Source organism: Aquiflexum sp. (genome assembly GCF_977115555.1).
This window is the reverse complement of the sequence record NZ_CDSBKL010000005.1, coordinates 1-19206: the sequence shown is the minus strand read 5'-3', so window position 1 is coordinate 19206 and position 19206 is coordinate 1. Positions and strand designations below refer to the sequence as shown.

At 39.9% G+C, this 19206-nt stretch carries 17 protein-coding genes; 8 read left to right on the top strand and 9 right to left on the bottom strand.

Going from position 1 to position 19206, the window contains the following annotated elements; translation table 11 throughout:
* Positions 1-201: 201 nt before the first annotated feature.
* On the bottom strand, positions 202-726 hold the full coding sequence (locus ACZFYI_RS00775; protein WP_462522211.1) for a Crp/Fnr family transcriptional regulator: 525 nt from the start codon (positions 724-726) through the stop codon (positions 202-204).
* A gap of 3 nt (positions 727-729) precedes the next feature.
* The gene (tilS, locus tag ACZFYI_RS00770) at positions 730-2046 is read right to left on the bottom strand and encodes a tRNA lysidine(34) synthetase TilS (protein WP_462522210.1); all 1317 of its coding nucleotides are present in this window, start codon (positions 2044-2046) and stop codon (positions 730-732) included.
* Positions 2047-2096: 50 nt separating this feature from the next.
* Between tilS and ACZFYI_RS00765 the strand changes: the two genes are divergently transcribed.
* The 8 genes from ACZFYI_RS00765 (at position 2097) to ACZFYI_RS00730 (ending at position 10882) form a co-directional block, all read left to right on the top strand.
* A complete protein-coding gene (locus ACZFYI_RS00765; RefSeq protein WP_462522209.1) occupies positions 2097-3713 on the top strand; it encodes an OstA-like protein in 1617 nt (538 codons plus the stop codon).
* Positions 3714-3897: 184 nt separating this feature from the next.
* On the top strand, positions 3898-4605 hold the full coding sequence (locus tag ACZFYI_RS00760) for a T9SS type A sorting domain-containing protein (protein ID WP_462522208.1): 708 nt from the start codon (positions 3898-3900) through the stop codon (positions 4603-4605).
* A gap of 70 nt (positions 4606-4675) precedes the next feature.
* Complete coding sequence (locus tag ACZFYI_RS00755; protein WP_462522207.1) at positions 4676-5584, top strand: outer membrane protein assembly factor BamD; 909 nt, start codon at positions 4676-4678, stop codon at positions 5582-5584.
* Between the two features lie 27 nt (positions 5585-5611).
* On the top strand, positions 5612-5923 hold the full coding sequence (locus ACZFYI_RS00750) for a DNA-directed RNA polymerase subunit omega (RefSeq protein WP_113925103.1): 312 nt from the start codon (positions 5612-5614) through the stop codon (positions 5921-5923).
* Positions 5923-7131 (top strand): bifunctional phosphopantothenoylcysteine decarboxylase/phosphopantothenate--cysteine ligase CoaBC, encoded by a 1209-nt coding sequence (coaBC, locus tag ACZFYI_RS00745; protein ID WP_462522206.1) that lies wholly within the window; start codon positions 5923-5925, stop codon positions 7129-7131. Before ACZFYI_RS00750 ends, coaBC begins: the two co-directional genes overlap by 1 nt.
* A gap of 41 nt (positions 7132-7172) precedes the next feature.
* Entirely contained in the window at positions 7173-8078 is a 906-nt protein-coding gene (gene porD, locus ACZFYI_RS00740) for a type IX secretion system protein PorD (RefSeq protein ID WP_462522205.1), read from the top strand.
* A 43-nt stretch (positions 8079-8121) separates the two neighbouring features.
* Positions 8122-9774, top strand: coding sequence for a DNA repair protein RecN (gene recN, locus ACZFYI_RS00735; protein ID WP_462522204.1), 1653 nt, complete (start codon positions 8122-8124; stop codon positions 9772-9774).
* A gap of 292 nt (positions 9775-10066) precedes the next feature.
* Positions 10067-10882, top strand: a complete 816-nt coding sequence (locus tag ACZFYI_RS00730) for an enoyl-ACP reductase FabI (protein WP_462522203.1) — start codon at positions 10067-10069, stop codon at positions 10880-10882.
* 86 nt (positions 10883-10968) lie between these two features.
* On the opposite strand, the gene truA is transcribed toward ACZFYI_RS00730, so the two are convergent.
* The 7 genes from truA to ilvC all read right to left on the bottom strand — a co-directional run bounded on the left by truA (position 10969) and on the right by ilvC (position 19160).
* Positions 10969-11748: a tRNA pseudouridine(38-40) synthase TruA gene (gene truA / locus ACZFYI_RS00725; protein WP_462522202.1), complete on the bottom strand. Its 780-nt coding sequence runs from the start codon at positions 11746-11748 to the stop codon at positions 10969-10971.
* Positions 11749-11858: 110 nt separating this feature from the next.
* Positions 11859-12920 (bottom strand): 3-isopropylmalate dehydrogenase, encoded by a 1062-nt coding sequence (gene leuB / locus ACZFYI_RS00720; RefSeq protein WP_462522201.1) that lies wholly within the window; start codon positions 12918-12920, stop codon positions 11859-11861.
* Positions 12889-14508: an alpha-isopropylmalate synthase regulatory domain-containing protein gene (locus tag ACZFYI_RS00715; RefSeq protein WP_462522200.1), complete on the bottom strand. Its 1620-nt coding sequence runs from the start codon at positions 14506-14508 to the stop codon at positions 12889-12891. Before ACZFYI_RS00715 ends, leuB begins: the two co-directional genes overlap by 32 nt.
* Positions 14509-14581: 73 nt before the next feature.
* A complete protein-coding gene (gene leuD / locus ACZFYI_RS00710) occupies positions 14582-15172 on the bottom strand; it encodes a 3-isopropylmalate dehydratase small subunit (RefSeq protein ID WP_462522199.1) in 591 nt (196 codons plus the stop codon).
* A 17-nt stretch (positions 15173-15189) separates the two neighbouring features.
* Entirely contained in the window at positions 15190-16590 is a 1401-nt protein-coding gene (gene leuC / locus ACZFYI_RS00705; RefSeq protein WP_462522198.1) for a 3-isopropylmalate dehydratase large subunit, read from the bottom strand.
* 7 nt (positions 16591-16597) lie between these two features.
* Positions 16598-18109, bottom strand: a complete 1512-nt coding sequence (locus tag ACZFYI_RS00700; protein WP_462522197.1) for a 2-isopropylmalate synthase — start codon at positions 18107-18109, stop codon at positions 16598-16600.
* Positions 18110-18116: 7 nt separating this feature from the next.
* Positions 18117-19160: a ketol-acid reductoisomerase gene (gene ilvC / locus ACZFYI_RS00695; protein ID WP_241123837.1), complete on the bottom strand. Its 1044-nt coding sequence runs from the start codon at positions 19158-19160 to the stop codon at positions 18117-18119.
* Positions 19161-19206 lie beyond the last annotated feature (46 nt).

Here is a 19206-nt window from a genome sequence, read left to right as displayed (position 1 = left end):
TTTCAAAAGAGGCGCTAAGTTATTAAACAAAGGTTTCTAAATGAAGCTTTCCCGATGAATACTTGATAATCGGACATTTGTTTTTTCGATTTCAAAGGGATTTTACGGGTCTGACAGCAAGATGTTAGCCAATACAGTTTTTTTATATTTATTGGGCAGGGTTTCGATGAAATAATTTGCTCTTAAAAACGGGAATGGTTTTCATTGAGGGGTTTCAAACATCTCTCCAAGATTAAAAAATCCGAAGGAGCTTTTGTAGGATTTGAAAAGACGTCTGTTGTTTTCATTGTAATATTCTGCTAGGGAAGTCATCATCTTGGCTTTTATTTTCGGATTGCTGTCGAAAATCTCCTGAATGGCAAAATGTGGAATGACGATCAACTCAGCCTGATCAGTACTTACAATGGCGGTGTAAATTCTTTTAGTATTTTCTAACAGTGCGTTATCCCCAAAAGCTTCAATTTTTCCCAATTCTTTGATCACCTCAAATGAATCCTTGATGTCAATGGTAAGGTTGATTTTTCCGCTTTTGATTATATAAAAAGCCTGGCTTGGATCTCCTCTAAAAAAAATCACTTCATCTTTTAAATACTTTCGGTGGTGAATTGCAGGCAGAAATCTCGCCATTTCAATGTTTTTGAGTTTTTCAAAAAAATTTACTTGGGACAGAAACTGAAAAATTTCAAGTTCGCTTTCGTTGAAGGTTCTGGAGAAGGGATTGATCATGGTTTAAAGATTTTTGAAATAAAGTACTCTTTTTGTTTTTGGCCCACATTTGAAATGCTCTCCGATCCGAAAACCTACCACCCAAGCTATTTCATCGCCTGACCACAGTACCAAAACCTGCTTTTTTTTGATCAATGGTACTTTCAAATCTACTAATAAATCACTGATTTTTTTTGGTTTGTCCATCCCTAGTGGAACAATTCTGTCCCCTGCCTCCCATTTTTTTATAACAAGGGGAAATTGGAGTTTGTCCAGATCGAGCATGGCATTTTCTTTGGATTTATCTATTTCAATTGCCCCTTCGAGGTGGAGAATGTCATATTTATTTCCCTTTAACTGGACTGAAATATCGTGAAGCTCAATGTTTTTTTCTTCCCAATCAAAATCGTTATTCCCCAAAATCAAATATTCCCTGTCCTTATTCAGCATGTATTTTCCCGCATAGAAAGTTTTTCCTGCCTCCCCTTTGTCGATAGAGGAAAAAATATCCTGAACATCAGAATAAGAAAAACCAAAATCCCTCAGCCAATAATACAGCATGGAGTGCTTCCCGGAAATATTGGAGATTTCTTTCAAGGACAAGTATTGGTAGTCGCCTTCTGTGATAATTACTTCGGATTTCCATTTTTCATATAAAAAGAAAAATGCCTTTCCTGTATCTTTCAGCCTCTTGAAACTACCATCCAAAACCTGAATCGCTTCAGGAAATTCCTCATTCAGAAGTGGAAATACTCTATTTCTAAGGATATTCCTTTTGTACTCGTTTTTTTGATTGCTACTATCTTCCCTCCAGGAATACGAATTTTTGATCATGTAATCCGAAATTTCCAGCCTTGAAAAACCCAGCATAGGTCGGATAATATTCCCTCTTATCTCTGACATGCCATAGATCCCTTCGATGCCTGTCCCCCTTAACAAATTGAGAAAAATGGTCTCCAATTGGTCATCTGCATGATGTGCTACCAAAAGCCCTTCATATCCATTTTCTTTTATAAGCTTCTCAAACCAGCCATATCGGAATTCCCTGGCAGCCATCTGTACAGAAATTCCCTGATGACCCATTTCTTCTTTATTGGTGTTAACCACATGGATTTGCACTTTCCAATCTTTTGCCAGGCCACGGACAAAAGCTTCGTCTTGTTGACTTTCTGCGTCCCTAAGCCCAAAATTGACATGAGCAAGCGCAAAGTTAATACCTGCTGATCGCAATAAATATCCCAAACACACACTGTCAATGCCTCCACTTATGGCAAGGAGGTAAGTTTTACTTTCATCCAAAAGTTTTTTTGAACGTATATGGTTTTTAAAAAGCTCTTCCATAAATCAAAAATACCAATTTTGGTTAATTTGCGCCCTGATTCAAAATTCTAATGTTCAAATACGCTTCATTACTCTTCTTTCTGATTTTTGCGGGAATCTTTTCAGGTGTCCAAGCTCAGAATTTATTGGAGATACAAAATGCCGAATTGCTACAAGGGGCACAGGGATTTGAGAGATTATTGGTTGATGTTCGGATGAAGCATCAAAACTCCCTGATTTATTGCGACTCTGCCCACTTCTATCGAGCAGAAAATAAAGCAATCCTCTATGGTAGCGTGAGGATAGTGGATACTGAGGACCCAATTACTACTACAAGCAGGTATGCAGAATATGATGGCAACACAAAAACCGCGAAGCTTAGAAATAATGTTGTTTTCAAAAACCAAACCACAACACTTTATACCGATTTTCTGGATTATAACCGTGCTACAGGAGTGGCCAATTATTTCAATGAAGGTAAAGTAGTGGACAGTACCAATGTCCTTACCAGTGAAAACGGCACATATGAGACGGGATTAGAAAAAATCACATTTACAAAACAGGTGATCTTGATTAACCCTGATTATACTTTAAAAACTGATTTTTTGGTCTACAGAACCGTTCCAAAAACAGCAGAAACTGTTGGGATTACCAATGTCGTATCCAAGGAAGGCCATCTTCTCAATGCCCAAAAAGGGAGTTACTACGATACAGAAAATAAAATTTTCAGATTTTACGATGGCGATGTGGAAACCGAAACCAGCTTGGTATATGCGGAGACTTTGTACTATGAAGAAAAAAACAAATACTATGAAGGAAAGGTAAATGTAAGCTTATACAACAAAGAGAGAGAAATTGAAATTTTTGGTGAAGAAGGAAAATATTGGGAAGACCGAAAGTACAGCATTGTGTACGGAAATGCCCTGGTAAGAAAATATATGGAAACCGACACCATGTATGTGGCAGCAGACACACTTATTTCTGAAGAAAGTGCAGATTCGGAACAGAGACATTTGTACGCATTTCACAATGTCAGGTTGATCAAGTCGGCTCTGCACGGAAAATCAGATTCCATGGTGTATATCAATTCAGATTCCATCATCCATTTATACAAAGATCCTGTCATCTGGGAGAATAAAAGCCAAATCACAGCGGACAGCATCAGTTTTTTTATCGCCAATGAAGAAATAGACAGAGTTTATTTGATACAGAATGCTTTTACTGTAAACAGAGACACGATCGGAAATTACAACCAAATGAAAGGACGCAGAATGACCGGATATTTCAAAGATCAAAAAATTAACCGATTACATATCCAAGGCAATGGCGAATCAATATATTTTGATCTTGTTGGTGATTCCCTCCTCAGAGGGATGAACAAAATGCTATGCGCAAATATCATGATGTTCTTTGATGAAGGAAATATCAAAAAGATAAATTGGCTGGTCAAGCCTGAAGGCAACTTCAAACCACCTCATTTAATTGAAGACAAAGATAAAGAACTGGAAGGTTTTGTCTGGAGAGAAGACGAAAAACCGACCATGGCAGCTATAAATGAGTGGAGAACTCCCAAAGAAAGAGACAAATCCAGATTTAATTTTTTCAATGAACCAGATGCAGTCATCCCAGCCCCAACTGATGAGGAAATACAAAAACTTTTAGATGAAAAACTGAAATCAGGGATCTAAACGAACATATTGAAAACGAATAATTAAATTAACTATACTCCAACGGATTCCAGTCAAAAAAATTTTATGAAAGGTTAACAATTTTTAACCGCCTTTGTGCAAAAACACCAAACCTATTTGTTAAATTTATCCGTATCAACATTTACTGAGACTCAGCGAGCAAGGCCTATTGATAAAAATTTACATGAAAACAATTTTCTTACTTTTCACCTACATCTTGATGATGCTTCCATTATTATCGGAAGCCCAAGTGAGGGTATTGTCAGAAAATATCGAATTCAGTGGGACTATCGGAAGTTCTCAAAGAAAATCCCTCATCATCCAAAACGAAAGTACCCAGAAAAAAGAATATAATTTAAAATTCCTGAGAGGTAACATTGGATCTTCTCAAAATGTAAAAATCTGCATCGGAGAGAAATGTTTTGACCCAAAAAGAGAACTTGCCAAAATCAAAATTTCTCTTGAGCCAGGTGAAATCTTTACCGATCTATATTTAGAATTTGAATTGGGCATTACCGAAACCAAAGGGAACTTTGACCTTCATTTTTACAACACTACAAATATCAGGGATGTATTCGTAATCGAATCTGTTTATGAGGTTTTCAATCCTAGCGCAGATGAGACAAACCACAAGGATATCAGCATTGGAAGTGCTTATCCAAATCCAACCAACAGAATGGCGCAAATCGATTATGTTGTCAAAAATCCAAATGCAATTGTAAAAATCAGCATCAACAGTTTTATTGGAAATCCAGTGGCAGAATACCAATTAGACCCTCTCCAAAGAAACCTGATTATCAATGTAGCTGATTTTACCCCAGGAGTTTATTTTTATACTTTATTCGTGGACAATAAAAATATTGTCACCAAAAAACTCGTTGTGAAGAAGTAAGACCCTCCCACATTTGATTAAAAATTGGTTTCAAATGATTATTCCTTTATATTTGCGCCTCCAAAAAGAAATGAAAAAAATCTCCCTATACATCATTCCGATCATCTTCCTTCTTGCGGTTTCTGGTTGTTCCGGATTCTATAGATTAGAAAAAAGCACCAACTGGGAAGAGCTATACGAGGGAGCCAACAAATATTATAATGAAGGGGAATTTAATAAAGCCATTATCCTTTATGATAAAGTATTGCCTGTAATCAGAGGCAGTGAAAAAGCAGAATTAGCTGATTTCAATTACGCATACAGCCATTTCAAATTAAAGAGATATATAGAATCTGCAGGCTACTTCAACACCTTCTATCAGACATATAATAGATCTCCGATGGCAGAAGAAGCATTATTCATGAATGCTTATTCCCTATATCTTGATGCTCCGGACTATAATCTGGATCAAAAGAGTAGTCATGATGCTGTAAACGCTATCCAGATATTTATCAATAGATTCCCCGAATCTGATTCCTATGAAAGAGCTACTGCAATGATTGAAGATCTTCAGGTCAGGTTTGAAGAGAAAGCATATCAGGAATCCCTGTTGTACTTAAGGTTAACAGATGGTTTATACCCCGGAGATTTTTATCGGGCCTGCATTATTAACTTCCAGAATTTTGCAAAAAATTACCCCGACAGCAAGCATAATGAGGAACTTGGCTATAAATTGGTGGAAGTTTCCTTGGCATATGGTGAAAGAAGCGTGTTTGACAAAAAGGAAGAAAGATTAAAGGAAGTTTCGAAATACGCCACACAGTTTAAGAGAAAATACCCTGAAAGTAAGTACTTGGGAGCCATTGAGGAAATAGTCAAAAAATCACAAACCGAATTACTTGCACATCAAAAAGTAAAAAAGGAATATGAGGAAGAATTAGCAAAAGCCAATGCAGAAAATGATGCGGCCAAAAGCACTGACCTCGAAAAGGATAAATAATCAAGCAGCAATTTAAATAAATCATATATGGCAGTAAATCCGTCAATCATCACTAGAGATTTGGACAAAATTTCTGAAAAAACAGGAAATTTGTATGAATCAATCCATATTGCTTCCCAAAGAGCTAAACAGATTTCTTCAAGCATGAAGGAAGAATTGAACAACAAACTCTCTGAATTTGCTTCTACTGTTGATAACCTTGAAGAAGTATTTGAAAACAAGGAGCAAATTGAAATTTCAAAATTCTATGAAAGAATGCCAAAGCCATCATCATTGGCTATGGAGGAGTTTTTGGAAGATAAGTTATATTTTAGACGTCCCGAAGCACCTACTGAATAATGCTTTTGAAGGGTAAAAAAATTTTATTGGGAATCACAGGAAGCATCGCTGCCTATAAGTCAGCTTTTCTCACAAGACTCCTAGTTAAAGAAGGAGCAGAAGTACAAATCATTATGAGTACTTCTGCTCTTGATTTTATTACCCCATTAACTTTGGCCACCCTTTCCAAAGGACCAGTTCACCACCAGTTTCACGATCCAAAGTCCGGCGTATGGACCAATCATGTGGATCTGGGATTATGGGCTGATTTATTTTTGGTGGCTCCGATCAGTGCCAATACATTAGGCAAATTTGCCAACGGAATATGTGATAGCTTGCTTACTGCTACCTACCTTTCTGCAAGATGTCCGGTAATGGTAGCTCCCGCAATGGATTTGGATATGTACCAACATCCTTCCGTAAAGGAAAATCTCAATAGAATCAAGTCTTTTGGCAATATCATCCTTGAAGCTGAAACAGGAGAATTGGCAAGTGGGCTTTCCGGTCAGGGAAGACTCATGGAACCTGAGCATATTTTGGAATTTGTAGTCTCCCATTTTTCAAAAAGTCAGGAATTTAAAGGAAAGAAAGTACTGATAACCTCCGGCCCAACACAAGAAGCTATTGACCCTGTAAGGTTCATTAGTAACCATTCTTCCGGAAAAATGGGAGCCTCGCTTGCAGATTCATTTGCAGATCAAGGCGCTGAAGTTCATCTTATTTTGGGAGTAGGAGCAGTAAAACCCGAAAATTCATCCATCAAAATATATCCTGTCAGAAGTGCTGAAGAAATGTACCAAGCTTCTTCAAACCTTCATAGGCAAATGGACATTTGTGTGTTTGCAGCTGCAGTGGCTGATTATGCCCCAAAAAACGTTGCTGCCGAAAAAATCAAAAAAGAAGGTGACGGGATGACCATTGAGCTGGTCAAGAATATAGACATTGCCCATACTTTAGGAAAGCTTAAATCCCCATTTCAAATCCATGTAGGATTCGCCTTGGAAACTGAAAATGAGGAGTTTTATGCAAAGACAAAACTCCAAAAGAAAAATTTTGACCTGATTGTCCTCAATTCAATGAGAGATGCTGGGGCCGGTTTTCAGCATGACACCAATAAGGTCAGGATTTTTACAAAAGAAGGGAAGTCTTTGGAATCCGAAGTTCTTCCAAAGAACCAAATTGCAGAATTAATATTAAAGGAAATTAAAAACCTTCCTGTAAAAATCTGACCATAAGAATATCGTTATCTTTAACAGAAAACCCATTCTCCATGAAGATTCGACTTGCGGTACTCCTTCTGATTTTTTTCATAAGTATTCCAACTTTCTCTCAAGAGCTAAATTTTTCAGTAATTATCAATAGTGAGAGAGCACGTACCCAAGAAACTGCCATTTTTGAAAATATGAAAAACAGCTTTGAACAGTTTCTCAATGGCAGAAGCTGGACAGGCGATCAATTTCAGGCATTTGAAAGAATCAAAGGGAATATTTTGATTACCATCTCAGACATGCCCCAGGTAGGGGTCTACAATGCCACAGTTCAGATTCAAACAGTCAGACCGGTCTATGGCACCAATTATGAAAGTATGGTCATCAATTTCATCGATCGGAATTGGGGATTTGAATACCTCCTATCTCAGCCTTTGGAGTTTAACAGGTTTGCATTTCTAAATAATATCAGTTCTTTATTGGCATACTATGCTTATATAGCTTTGGGATTTGATTATGACAGTTTTTCTTTACGAGGTGGGACTCCCTATTTTGAAATTGCAAACGGTATTGTAAATAACGCCCAACAATCCAATCGAGCTGGATGGGCCCCTAATCCAAATGACAGGAGAAACAGGTATTGGTTGATTAATGACATCTATACCTCTTCAGTATTCGGTCCAATCAGGGAAGCCATTTACCTCTATCACCGCAAAGGACTTGATGTGCTTCTTACAAATCCCGAAGAAGCCTATCAGAATATGATTACAGCTTTCCAACTGGTAGAAGAAGCAAACACCGCCCAACCGAACAGTATTTTTGTAATCGCATTTATGGATGCCAAAAGAGATGAAATAATGAGGGTTTTTCAGAATGCACCTAAAGAAACCCGAAGCGAGGTTGTTGAGGTTCTCCTTAAAATTGACCCAAACAACTCAAAAAGGTATAATGACCTTCTCAAAGGTTAATTTCTTTTTTTAGATTTGACCAAATAAAAATCAAACTCCTTAAATGCTCCGCTCCCTCAGCATTGCCAATTACGCACTGATCCAAAGCTTGGAAATGAAACCAAGCCCCTTTCTAAACATGATCACTGGCGAAACAGGGGCAGGTAAATCCATCATGCTTGGTGCGGTTGGGCTTTTGCTTGGAAATAGGGCGGATACCAAAGCCCTTCTCGATCCTGAGAAAAAGTGTGTTGTTGAGGGAAATTTTGCCATAGGAGATTACGGCTTGGAGGATTTTTTCAAAAATGAAGACCTTGATTTTGATCCTGAATGCATCATCAGAAGGGAAATAAGCCCAAATGGAAAATCCAGGGCTTTTATAAACGACACTCCTGTAAAACTTGAAACGCTCAAAGACCTGGGAAAGGCTTTGATGGATATACACTCACAGCACGACAATTTACAACTTGGAGAAGGTGAATATCAATTGGATTTGGTGGATGCATTTTCAGGATGTCAAAATGAAAAAAATGAATATTCCGTTGCATTTAGATCTTTTCAGTCTGCCAAAAGAGCGTTGGAAAAATTGAGTCAAGAAGCCTTGGAAATGAAAAAAGAGGCTGATTTCAATAAATTCCAGCTAGAGGAATTGTCTGAATTGAGGCTTCAGGATGGAGAGCAAACAGACCTGGAAAGTGAGCAGGAAATTCTTGAAAATGCGGAAGACATCAAGTCAAAAATTCAGGAAGTGCTCTCACAAATGGAGGACGATCAATTTGGCGCACTGAAGCTTTTGGCTTTGGCCAATCAAGGCATCCAACAACTCAATAAATATGCCCATAGATTTGAACCCTATAGTGACCGGTTCCAAAGTGTATTGATTGAATTGAAAGACATTGCAGCAAGTCTTGAAGAGGAGGATGGACAGATTGAAGTTGATTTCGTCAAGCTTGAAAGTGTCAGAACAAGACTAAGCAAAATATATCACCTTCAGAAAAAACATGGTTTGGATACCGTAGAAGCACTGATAGCCTTGGAAAACGAACTTGCGGATAAAGTGTTTTTGGTCGAGAATCTTGATGAGGAATTAGAGAAATTGAAGAAAATCAAAGATTCCAACGAAAAGGAATTGACCGAAAAAGCCAAAATCCTTTCTGAAAAGAGGAAATCAGCTTTTAAACCATTTGCCTCCCAACTTGCAAAACTTTTACATCAATTGGGTATGGAAAATGCACAGGTTGAATTTTCGCATCAAGTTAATCCCCCATCCAAAAACGGAATAGATGAGGTTGACATCTTATTCTCAGCCAATAAAGGAGTAAAGCCACAGGCTTTGAAACAGGTGGCTTCAGGAGGAGAATTCTCCAGGTTAATTTTTGCCATCAAGTACATCATGGCTGACAAAATGGCTCTTCCCACCCTTATTTTTGATGAAATAGACACAGGCGTTTCCGGAGAGATTGCCCTTCAAATGGTCAGAATGATGCAGGATATTGCCAAACAGCACCAAGTCATCTGTATCAGTCATCTCCCACAGGTGGCTGCCAAAGGCGACCAACATTACTTTGTATATAAAGACAACAGCACTGACAAGACCATTAGTAAAATCAGGCTTTTGGAAAATGAGGAAAGGGTATTGGAAATCGCCAAAATGATCGCCGGAGCCAATCCATCCGCAAATGCTTTTGAAAGTGCAAGGGAGCTGCTTGGGAGTTAATTGATAAAGGGTTGTAATTGTTCTAATGGTTGTAATTGTTGGTTATTTGGTTATTTGGTTAACTGATCTTAGTTGTCAGGTTTAAAGTTCACCCTTTCCATTTACCTCTTTCCCTTCTCACCTGATAGCTTTATCTTGCTTCTCCCGTCTTGATACTTGAAACTTGGTTCTTGGTACCTAATTCTTGGTGCCCTATACTTTTTTACAATTACTACTAAAGCTACCAATATCTCCAGATCTTATTTTTTTCCTTATTTTTACGCTTTATTTGAACCAACCAAAAGTTTATATCATGCCAGAGAATTTATTGAAAGGAAAACTCGGAATCATCACAGGAGCTTTAGATGAAAACTCCATTGCTTGGAAAGCTGCACTCAAAGCCCACGAACAAGGTGGAAGGTTTGTATTGACCAATGCCCCGATTGCCATGCGAATGGGTGCTATCAAGGAGTTGGCAGAGCAATGCAATACCATTGTCATTCCGGCTGATGCTACTTCATTGGAAGATATTGAAAAACTTTATACCGAGGCACGGGAATATTTGGGAGGCAATTTTGACTTTTTGCTCCACTCCATCGGTATGTCTCCAAACATTCGAAAAGGCCGTTCATACGGAGACCTGAATTACGATTGGGCCGCAAAATCCTATGATGTCTCTTCAGTTTCATTTCACAAAATGATGCAGGTAGCTGAAAAGATGGATGCCATGAATGAATGGGGCTCTATCCTTGGGCTTTCTTATATTGCTGCACAAAGGGTTTATCCATTTTATACAGATATGGCAGATGCCAAAGCATTGTTGGAAAGCATCGCCAGAGGCTATGGTTACAGGTATGGAAAGCTGAAAAAAGTTAGGGTCAACACTATTTCCCAATCTCCTACAAAAACTACTGCAGGTACCGGAATTGGGGGATTTGATACCTTCTACAACTTTGCGGATTCCATGTCACCACTTGGCAATGCCTCTGCTGAAGCATGTGCAGATTACATCATTACCATGTTTTCGGATCTAACCAGGATGGTCACCATGCAGAATTTATTCCATGACGGCGGTTATTCCAATACTGGGATTTCAGAAGATATCATGAATAAATTTATGGACTTGTAACACTTGTTTCCCCATTAGTTGGAGGTAAAATAAATTCAATATACCCATTGAATAAAAATAAAATAAGGGCTGATTGGTTTCAGCCCTTATTTTTTGAATTCAAGTCTCTCCAACACCAATCCATTAGCCGGAACAGCAACTGAAATTGGACTTGTTTTGTCAGAATCCAAAGCATTTTTCAAGTTATCCAAACTTATTTTTCCCAATCCCAAGTCCATCAAAGCCGCCACCATGATCCTTACCTGATACCTGAGAAAGCCCTTTCCTTTGACGGAAAAAGTGAAAGCTTTTTCTGGAATAAGGCCTTTTCCCGACTGAGAATGGTTACAAACATCAGACTCCAAAACTTCTCTTACATAATCATCTGTCAATTTATCAATTGAACAAAACCGCCGGAAATCATGCTTTCCGACAAAAAGTTTTGCCCCTGATTTCATCAATTCAAAATCCGGGGTTCCTTGGAAAAAAACCATATTTCCTGCTGCAAAGGGATGGAATTTTTCACCAAACGCAAAATGGTATTGATACTCTTTCCATGCTATATCCTGTATGATGTTGAAATCCAGTGGGACAGGAATCATTTCCAAAAGCCTTATATCGGAAGGAAGGTAACCATTGGCTTGATGTAGAAGCTCATGGGAAATTTCATGTTTGAGAAACAATTCGAATGCACCATGATTACAAGAAACACCGGAGTCCGTACGGCTTGCACCAAGAATCGTAAAATCCTCATGTCCCAAAATATACCTAAATGCTTTTTCTAAAGTTCCCTGTATCGTTTTGACGCCGGGTTGCTTTTGCCATCCATGGTATCGAAGACCTAGATATTGAATTGAAAAAAGATAGGTAAAGGGGCGGTTTTGCATTTTGGATTAAAAGGGAATTAACAAATAAAAGCATCAAGCATTCATAAAACAAAACCCTCCAAAAGATTTGAACTTTTGGAGGGTCTGTCAAAAGGATCCTTTTTTCCAAGTTAAATATTGGCCGCCAACCAATCCCCAACTTCTGAGGTCTTGTATGCTTTTCCACCTTCAGCAATATCTTCTGTGACGATTCCCTCTACCAGAGATTTATTGACAATGTCGGAAATGGCTTTTGCTTCTTCCCTAAGATCAAAAGCATATTCAAACATCATCGCTGCCGAAAGTATAGTACCCAATGGATTTGCGATGTCCTTGCCTGCAGCTTGCGGATATGAACCGTGTATCGGTTCGAAAAGCTTGTTTTCAGTACCCAGAGAAGCAGAAGGCATCAATCCCATGGAACCTGAAATCACAGAAGCCTCATCGGTCAGGATGTCTCCAAACAGGTTTTCAGTGATCAGGACGTCATAGGCTTTAGGCCATTGGATCAAACGCATAGCGACAGCATCCACAAATTCATATTCTACTTTGACATCAGGATATTCAGGTGCCAATTCCTGTACCGTTTCTCTCCATAGTCTCGAAGTAGCCAAAACATTTGCTTTGTCTACACAAGTCAATAATTTTCTCCTTTTCTGAGCCGCTTCAAAACCCATTCTTGCCAATCTGGAGATTTCTTCCTTGGAATAGACGTTAGTATCAAAAGCTTTGGTGCCCTGTTCATTTCGTCCTCTTGGTTCTCCAAAATAAATCCCACCGGTCAATTCCCTAAAGAATACCAAATCCACCCCTTCAATCCTATCTAACTTCAAAGGAGATTTATGTACCAAAGAAGGAAATGTGAATGTCGGACGCACATTGGCAAACAAACCCAACTTCTTTCTCATGGCCAATAATCCCTGTTCAGGTCTTACTTTTGCTTTAGGATCATTGTCATATTTGGGATCGCCGATGGCACCAAAAAGTACCGCATCTGCTCTCAGACAAACCTCGTGCGTTTCATCGGGATACGGATTGCCGGTCAAGTCTATCGCTGCGGCACCGACAGGTGCCTCCTCAAAATGGATGGTATGACCAAATTTCTTACCAACAGCATTTACAACTTTGACTGCTTGTGCGATCACTTCAGGGCCTATGCCGTCACCCGGCAATAGCGCTATATTCATTTCCATAGAAATTCTTTTTATCAAGTTCTGTATTTTCATCCGAATCATTTTCTGATCCGGCATCCTTTTTAGAAATTTTTTCAATAATGTTCAGCATTTTTTCTGTGGCTTTCAGTGCAGCCACTGTCTGATCGCTGTCCAGACCTTTGGTTTTGAATATCCTTCCAAAATCCCATGTGATTACAGTCTCCACAAAGGCATCTGTTTTGCCTCCGGGAGGAATGGTCACGCTATAATTTGTCAATACTGGTAGTTCTTTATTGAGGGATTTGTAAATCTTTTTCAATGCTTTCATAAAAGCGTCATATTGACCATCACCGGAAGATCCTTCTTCGTAGCTTTCTCCGTTGATGTTTATCTTCAATTGAACAGTGGGTCTCAATCCCTTTGAATGGCTGAGGTTATACCCTTCAATGAATATATCATGGGAGATGGAATTGTTCTGCAGCACATCAGAAATGATATAAGGCAAATCTTCTGTGGTAACTCTCTCTTTCTTATCTCCAAGCTCAATGATTCTTTGTGTGACTTTCGCCAATTCATCCGGCTCAAGGGAAATCCCTAATTCCTGTAGATTTTTGACAATATTTGCCTTTCCTGAAGTTTTTCCAAGGGCATATTTCCTTTGCCGGCCAAATCGCTCAGGAAGCAAATCATTAAAATACAGGTTTTTCTTATTGTCTCCATCTGCATGGATTCCTGCAGTTTGGGTAAATACATTCTCACCAACCACAGGCTTGTTTGCCGGAATATGCTGTCCGGAAAATTGCTCCACCAATTTACTGACGCGATAGATTTTATTTTCTTTTACGTTCAGTTTAAAATCAGTAAAATCCTTCAAAACCGCTATCACAGATTCCAAAGGTGCATTTCCCGCTCTTTCTCCTAAGCCATTGACAGTAGTATGAATGCCGGCAACTCCATTATATATAGCTTCCAGGACATTGGCAATAGACAAATCATAGTCATTGTGGGCATGGAAATCAAAATGTGTATCGGGATATTCAGTTGTGATCAGCTTGATAAAGTGAGAAACTTCCCTTGGATTGAGCAAGCCCAAAGTATCAGGAAGCATGATTCTCCGAACCTGAAGCTGCACCAATTCACCGATCAGATCCATGGTATAATCCATAGAATTCCTCATGCCATTGGACCAGTCTTCTAAGTATACATTTACAGAAATACCATTTTTACGGGCATAGAGCACGCTTTTTTCAATATCCTTAAAATGTTGCTCGGGGGTTTTTCTCAGTTGATGGGTCAGGTGATTGAGAGAGCCTTTGGTTAAAAGATTCAAAACCTTTCCTCCAGCTTCTTTTATCCAATTTATAGAATCAGGCGTGTCAACAAAACCCAACACTTCTACCTTATCCAAATATCCTTTTTCGGCTGCCCATTGGGTAATCCTTTTCACACCTTCCATTTCCCCCTCAGAAACCCTAGCAGAAGCCACTTCTATCCTATCAACCTTCAGTTCATCCAAAAGCAACTTGGCTATCTGAAGTTTTTCTGAAGGAAGAAAGGATACGCCTGAGGTCTGTTCTCCATCCCTCAGTGTGGTATCCATGATTTCTAATTTCCTGTGATGACCCATTTTATTGAATTTGGCACTAAGGATAAAACCTGTGCAAATGAGTTAATAATTAAGAGAGATGAATCAAATTCACTTACCTGCTTTCAGCAAAATCAGCAATTTCATCTTTGATATTCAAGAGATAGTCGATATCATCAAATCCATTTTTCATATTTTCCTTTTTATAGGAATTGATGTCAAAAGATTCAGATGCTCCTGTGCTGAGCAAGGTGATTTTTTGCTTGTCAATATCTATTTCCACTTCCGTTTTTGGATCAGCTTCAACAGCCTTAAACAAAACTTCTGCGAACTCAGGACTGATAGTCACCGGCAAAACACCGATATTCAGACAATTATTTTTGAAAATATCAGCAAAAAAACTCGACACGACTGCCCTGAAACCATAATCATAAATCGCCCAAACGGCATGTTCGCGGCTGGATCCTGAACCAAAATTTTTGCCTGAAAGGAGAATTTTACCGGAATAAGTAGGGTCATTGAGGACAAAATCCTTTTTGGGATTTCCTTCCACATCATATCTCCAATCCCTGAAAAGGTTGTCTCCAAATCCCTCTCTTTCAGTTGCCTTCAGGAAGCGGGCAGGAATGATCTGATCTGTATCGACGTTTTCAGCAGGCAATGGAACAACCGTGCTGGTAAGAATATTGAATTTATCGTAAGCCATTTTTTCTTTCTTAAAGGTTAAAATACTTCTCTTGGATCTGCGATTTCACCGGTCACAGCCACAGCCGCAACAGTCAATGGGCTTGCCAAAAGCGTCCTTGCACCAGGCCCCTGCCTCCCCTCAAAATTCCTGTTGGAGGTAGAGACAGCATACTTACCGGATGGTATTTTGTCATCGTTCATGGCTAGACATGCTGAACAGCCAGGCTGTCTCAATTCGAAACCAGCATCTTCCAATATTTTTACCAAACCTTCTTCATGTGCCATTTTTTCGACTTCTCTCGATCCGGGAACAATCCAAGCTGTGATATTGGCAGCTTTTTGTTTTCCTTTGACAAAAGCAGCCACTGATCGGATGTCTTCAATTCTACCATTAGTACAGCTTCCTACAAAGACGTAATCCACTTTTTTTCCTTTGATAGGCTCTCCGGGAGCAAACCCCATATATTCCAGGGATTTAAGGTAGGAGATTTTATTGCTTCCTTCCATTCCTTCAGTTGTCGGGATGTTGCCTTTGATTTTGATACCCATTCCAGGATTGGTCCCATAAGTGATCATTGGCTCAATATCGGCAGCATCAAATGTGTATTCTTTGTCAAAAACAGCACCTTCGTCTGTTTTCAAGGTTTTCCAATAAGCCACAAATTTGTCCCAAGCTTCACCTTTTGGAGCGTATTGTTTTCCCTTAAGATAGGCAAAAGTGGTTTCGTCAGGAGCAATCAATCCACCCCGTGCTCCCATTTCTATACTCATGTTGCAAATAGTCATTCTTGCTTCCATGCTTAGGCCGCTGATGGCAGAACCTGCGTATTCCACAAAATAACCAGTCGCTCCTGCAGCTGAAATTTTGGAAATGATGTAAAGGATGATGTCTTTGGAAGTTACTCCTGCACCCAATTCACCATTTACGGTAATCCTCATTTTTTTTGCTTTGGTCTGCATGATGCATTGTGTTGCCAGAACCATTTCGACTTCGGAAGTACCGATTCCAAATGCAATCGCACCAAATGCACCATGGGTAGAAGTATGGCTGTCTCCACATACGATCGTCATCCCCGGTTGGGTGATACCCAATTCGGGACCAATCACGTGGACAATCCCATGATGGTCAGAGCCCAAATCATGCAATTCAATTCCATATTTTTTACAGTTTTCCCTCAGTTTTTCAACCTGCATGCGGGAAAGCTTGTCCTTGATCGTTTTGTCCTGATCCACTGTTGGCACATTGTGGTCCGGAGTTCCAATTGTCCTGTCGGGATGAAGTACACCGATCCCTCTTTTTTCAAGGTTCAAGAATGCAACCGGGCTTGTCACCTCATGGATAAAATGCTTATCTATGAAGAAGACGTCGGGTCCGTTAGGCACAGAACGTACCACATGCGAGTCCCAAATTTTATCAAATAATGTATTTTTTTCCATCTTACACTTATGCTACAATCACTTTGTCTTTGACTGGTATTTTGTTCAAGGCATCTACAAATGCCTGGGCTGAAGCCAACACAATGTCTGTATTGGATGCAAAACCATAATAAGGCCGATCTCCTTGGATAATCCTCATATGGACTTTGGCCACATCATCACTTCCGTGGGTAATGGCTTGGATCAGGAATTCCTCCAACTCAATCTGTGGTTTGACGATAGATTCTATTGCTTTCAAAACCGCATCCACAGGACCATTTCCTGAGGAATCAGCTACGAAATTTTTATCTCCGACTTTCAATTCCACATGGGCTTTGATTTCACCATTTGATTGGTAGCTGACTTTTCCCAATTCAATGAAGGAAGAACCATCCATAAATTTCCCAACCAATGAAAGTAGGTCTTTGGTACCGATATCTCTTTTAGAATCAGCCAAAAGCAAAAACTCCTCATACACTTCCCTCAAAGGTTCGCCTTCAAGTTCTACACCCAAAGCATCCAAATGGTGCTTGAGTGCAGCCCTGCCGCTTCTCGCAGTCAGGACGATCGTGGATTCATGAACGCCAACTTCTTTCGGATCGATGATTTCGTAATTTTCTCTGTGCTTGAGGACACCATCTTGGTGGATGCCGGAGGAATGGGCAAATGCATTTCTTCCCACAATCGCTTTGTTGGGCTGTACCGGCATATTCATCAGTTTGGAAATCAGCCTGCTTGTCCCGTAAATCAGTTCGGTTTTGATATTGGTATGTACTGGAATGGCATGGTGACACTTGATGGCCATGACCACTTCTTCCAAAGAGGTATTCCCTGCACGCTCGCCGATACCGTTGATAGTAAGTTCTGCCTGTCTTGCTCCGTTTTGTACACCTGCTATGGTATTGGCCGTTGCCATTCCCAAGTCATTGTGACAATGGGTAGCAATTATCGCTTTGTCTATATTGGATACGTTTTCCTTCAGGTAGCGGATGATTGTCCCATATTGTTCCGGTAGACAATATCCTGTTGTATCCGGGATATTAACCACAGTTGCGCCGGCTTTGATCACTGCTTCGATGATTTTTGCGAGGAATGGCAACTCTGCCCTTCCTGCATCTTCAGCATAGAATTCAACATCCTCCACAAAGCTTTTGGCATATTTCACCGCCCTTACACCTCTTTCTATGATGTTTTCCGGCGTGGATCTCAGCTTGAATTGGATGTGGTAAGGAGATACTCCGATGCCTGTGTGGATTCTGCCTTTTTTGGCATACTTCAATGCATCAGCAGCTACTTCTATGTCTTTCTCCACTGCTCTCGAAAGGGCGCAGATGATAGGATTAGAAACTGCCTTGGAAATTTCCAACACTGAATTGAAATCTCCCGGGCTGGAAATAGGAAATCCTGCCTCAATGATATCAACTCCAAGTTCTTCTAAAGCTTTTGCCACCACTATCTTTTCCTGGGAGTTCAACTGACATCCCGGCACCTGCTCTCCATCCCGGAGGGTAGTATCAAATATCCATAGCTTTTCACTCATAATTCTCTTAGTTATTTTCAGGTCTCAATTTTCTGACAGTAGCTCCGGCCTGCCACATTTCGGAATCTCTCAATTCTTTCAATTCAACTTCCAATTTTTCTCTGTAATCAGGCTTGCTGTTGGAGTCGATGGATTTTTGCGCTTCTTTTCCGGATTTTACACTGTTGTAAAGCTCCTCAAATACCGGCTTGGTAGCATCTCTGAAAGGCTTCCACCAATCCAAAGCACCTCTTTGAGCAGTTGTAGAGCAATTGGCATACATCCAATCCATCCCGTTTTCTGCCACCAATGGCATCAAACTTTGTGTCAATTCTTCCACAGTTTCATTGAAAGCCTCTGATGGCGTATGTCCATTTGCCCTCAATACTTCATATTGTGCAGCGAAAATCCCTTGGATGGCGCCCATCAAAGTTCCTCTTTCTCCTGTAAGGTCTGAAGTAACTTCTCTGTAGAAATCCGTCTCGAACAAATACCCCGAACCAACTCCGATTCCAAGAGCAATTACTCTGTCTTTGGCCCTTCCTGTTCCATCTTGGAAAATGGCAAAAGAAGAATTCAAGCCTCTTCCTTCAACAAACATTCTTCTCAAAGAGGTACCTGACCCTTTTGGAGCAACCAAGATTACATCCACATCCGCAGGAGGAATGATTCCGGTTTTTTCCTTGTAAGTGATTCCAAACCCATGAGAGAAATACAATGCTTTTCCCGGGGTAAGGTATTTTTTTACAGTTGGCCAAAGGGCAATCTGCCCGGCATCAGAAAGAAGGAACTGAATGATAGTACCTTTTTCGCATGCTTCTTCCAATTCAAACAAAGTCTCACCAGGTACCCATCCGTCAGCAACAGCCTTATCCCAAGTTTTAGAGTTTTTCCTTTGTCCGACAATGACATTGAAACCATTATCTCTCAAGTTGAGTGCCTGACCGGGTCCTTGTACCCCATATCCCAAAACGGCGATGGTTTCATCCTTCAATACTTCTCTTGCTTTCTCCAAAGGAAATTCCTCTCTGGTGACTACGTTTTCTTCTACTGATCCGAATTTCAGTTTCATAGTGTGATAAATTAGGTTTGATTATTTAAATATTCTGTGATGGAAA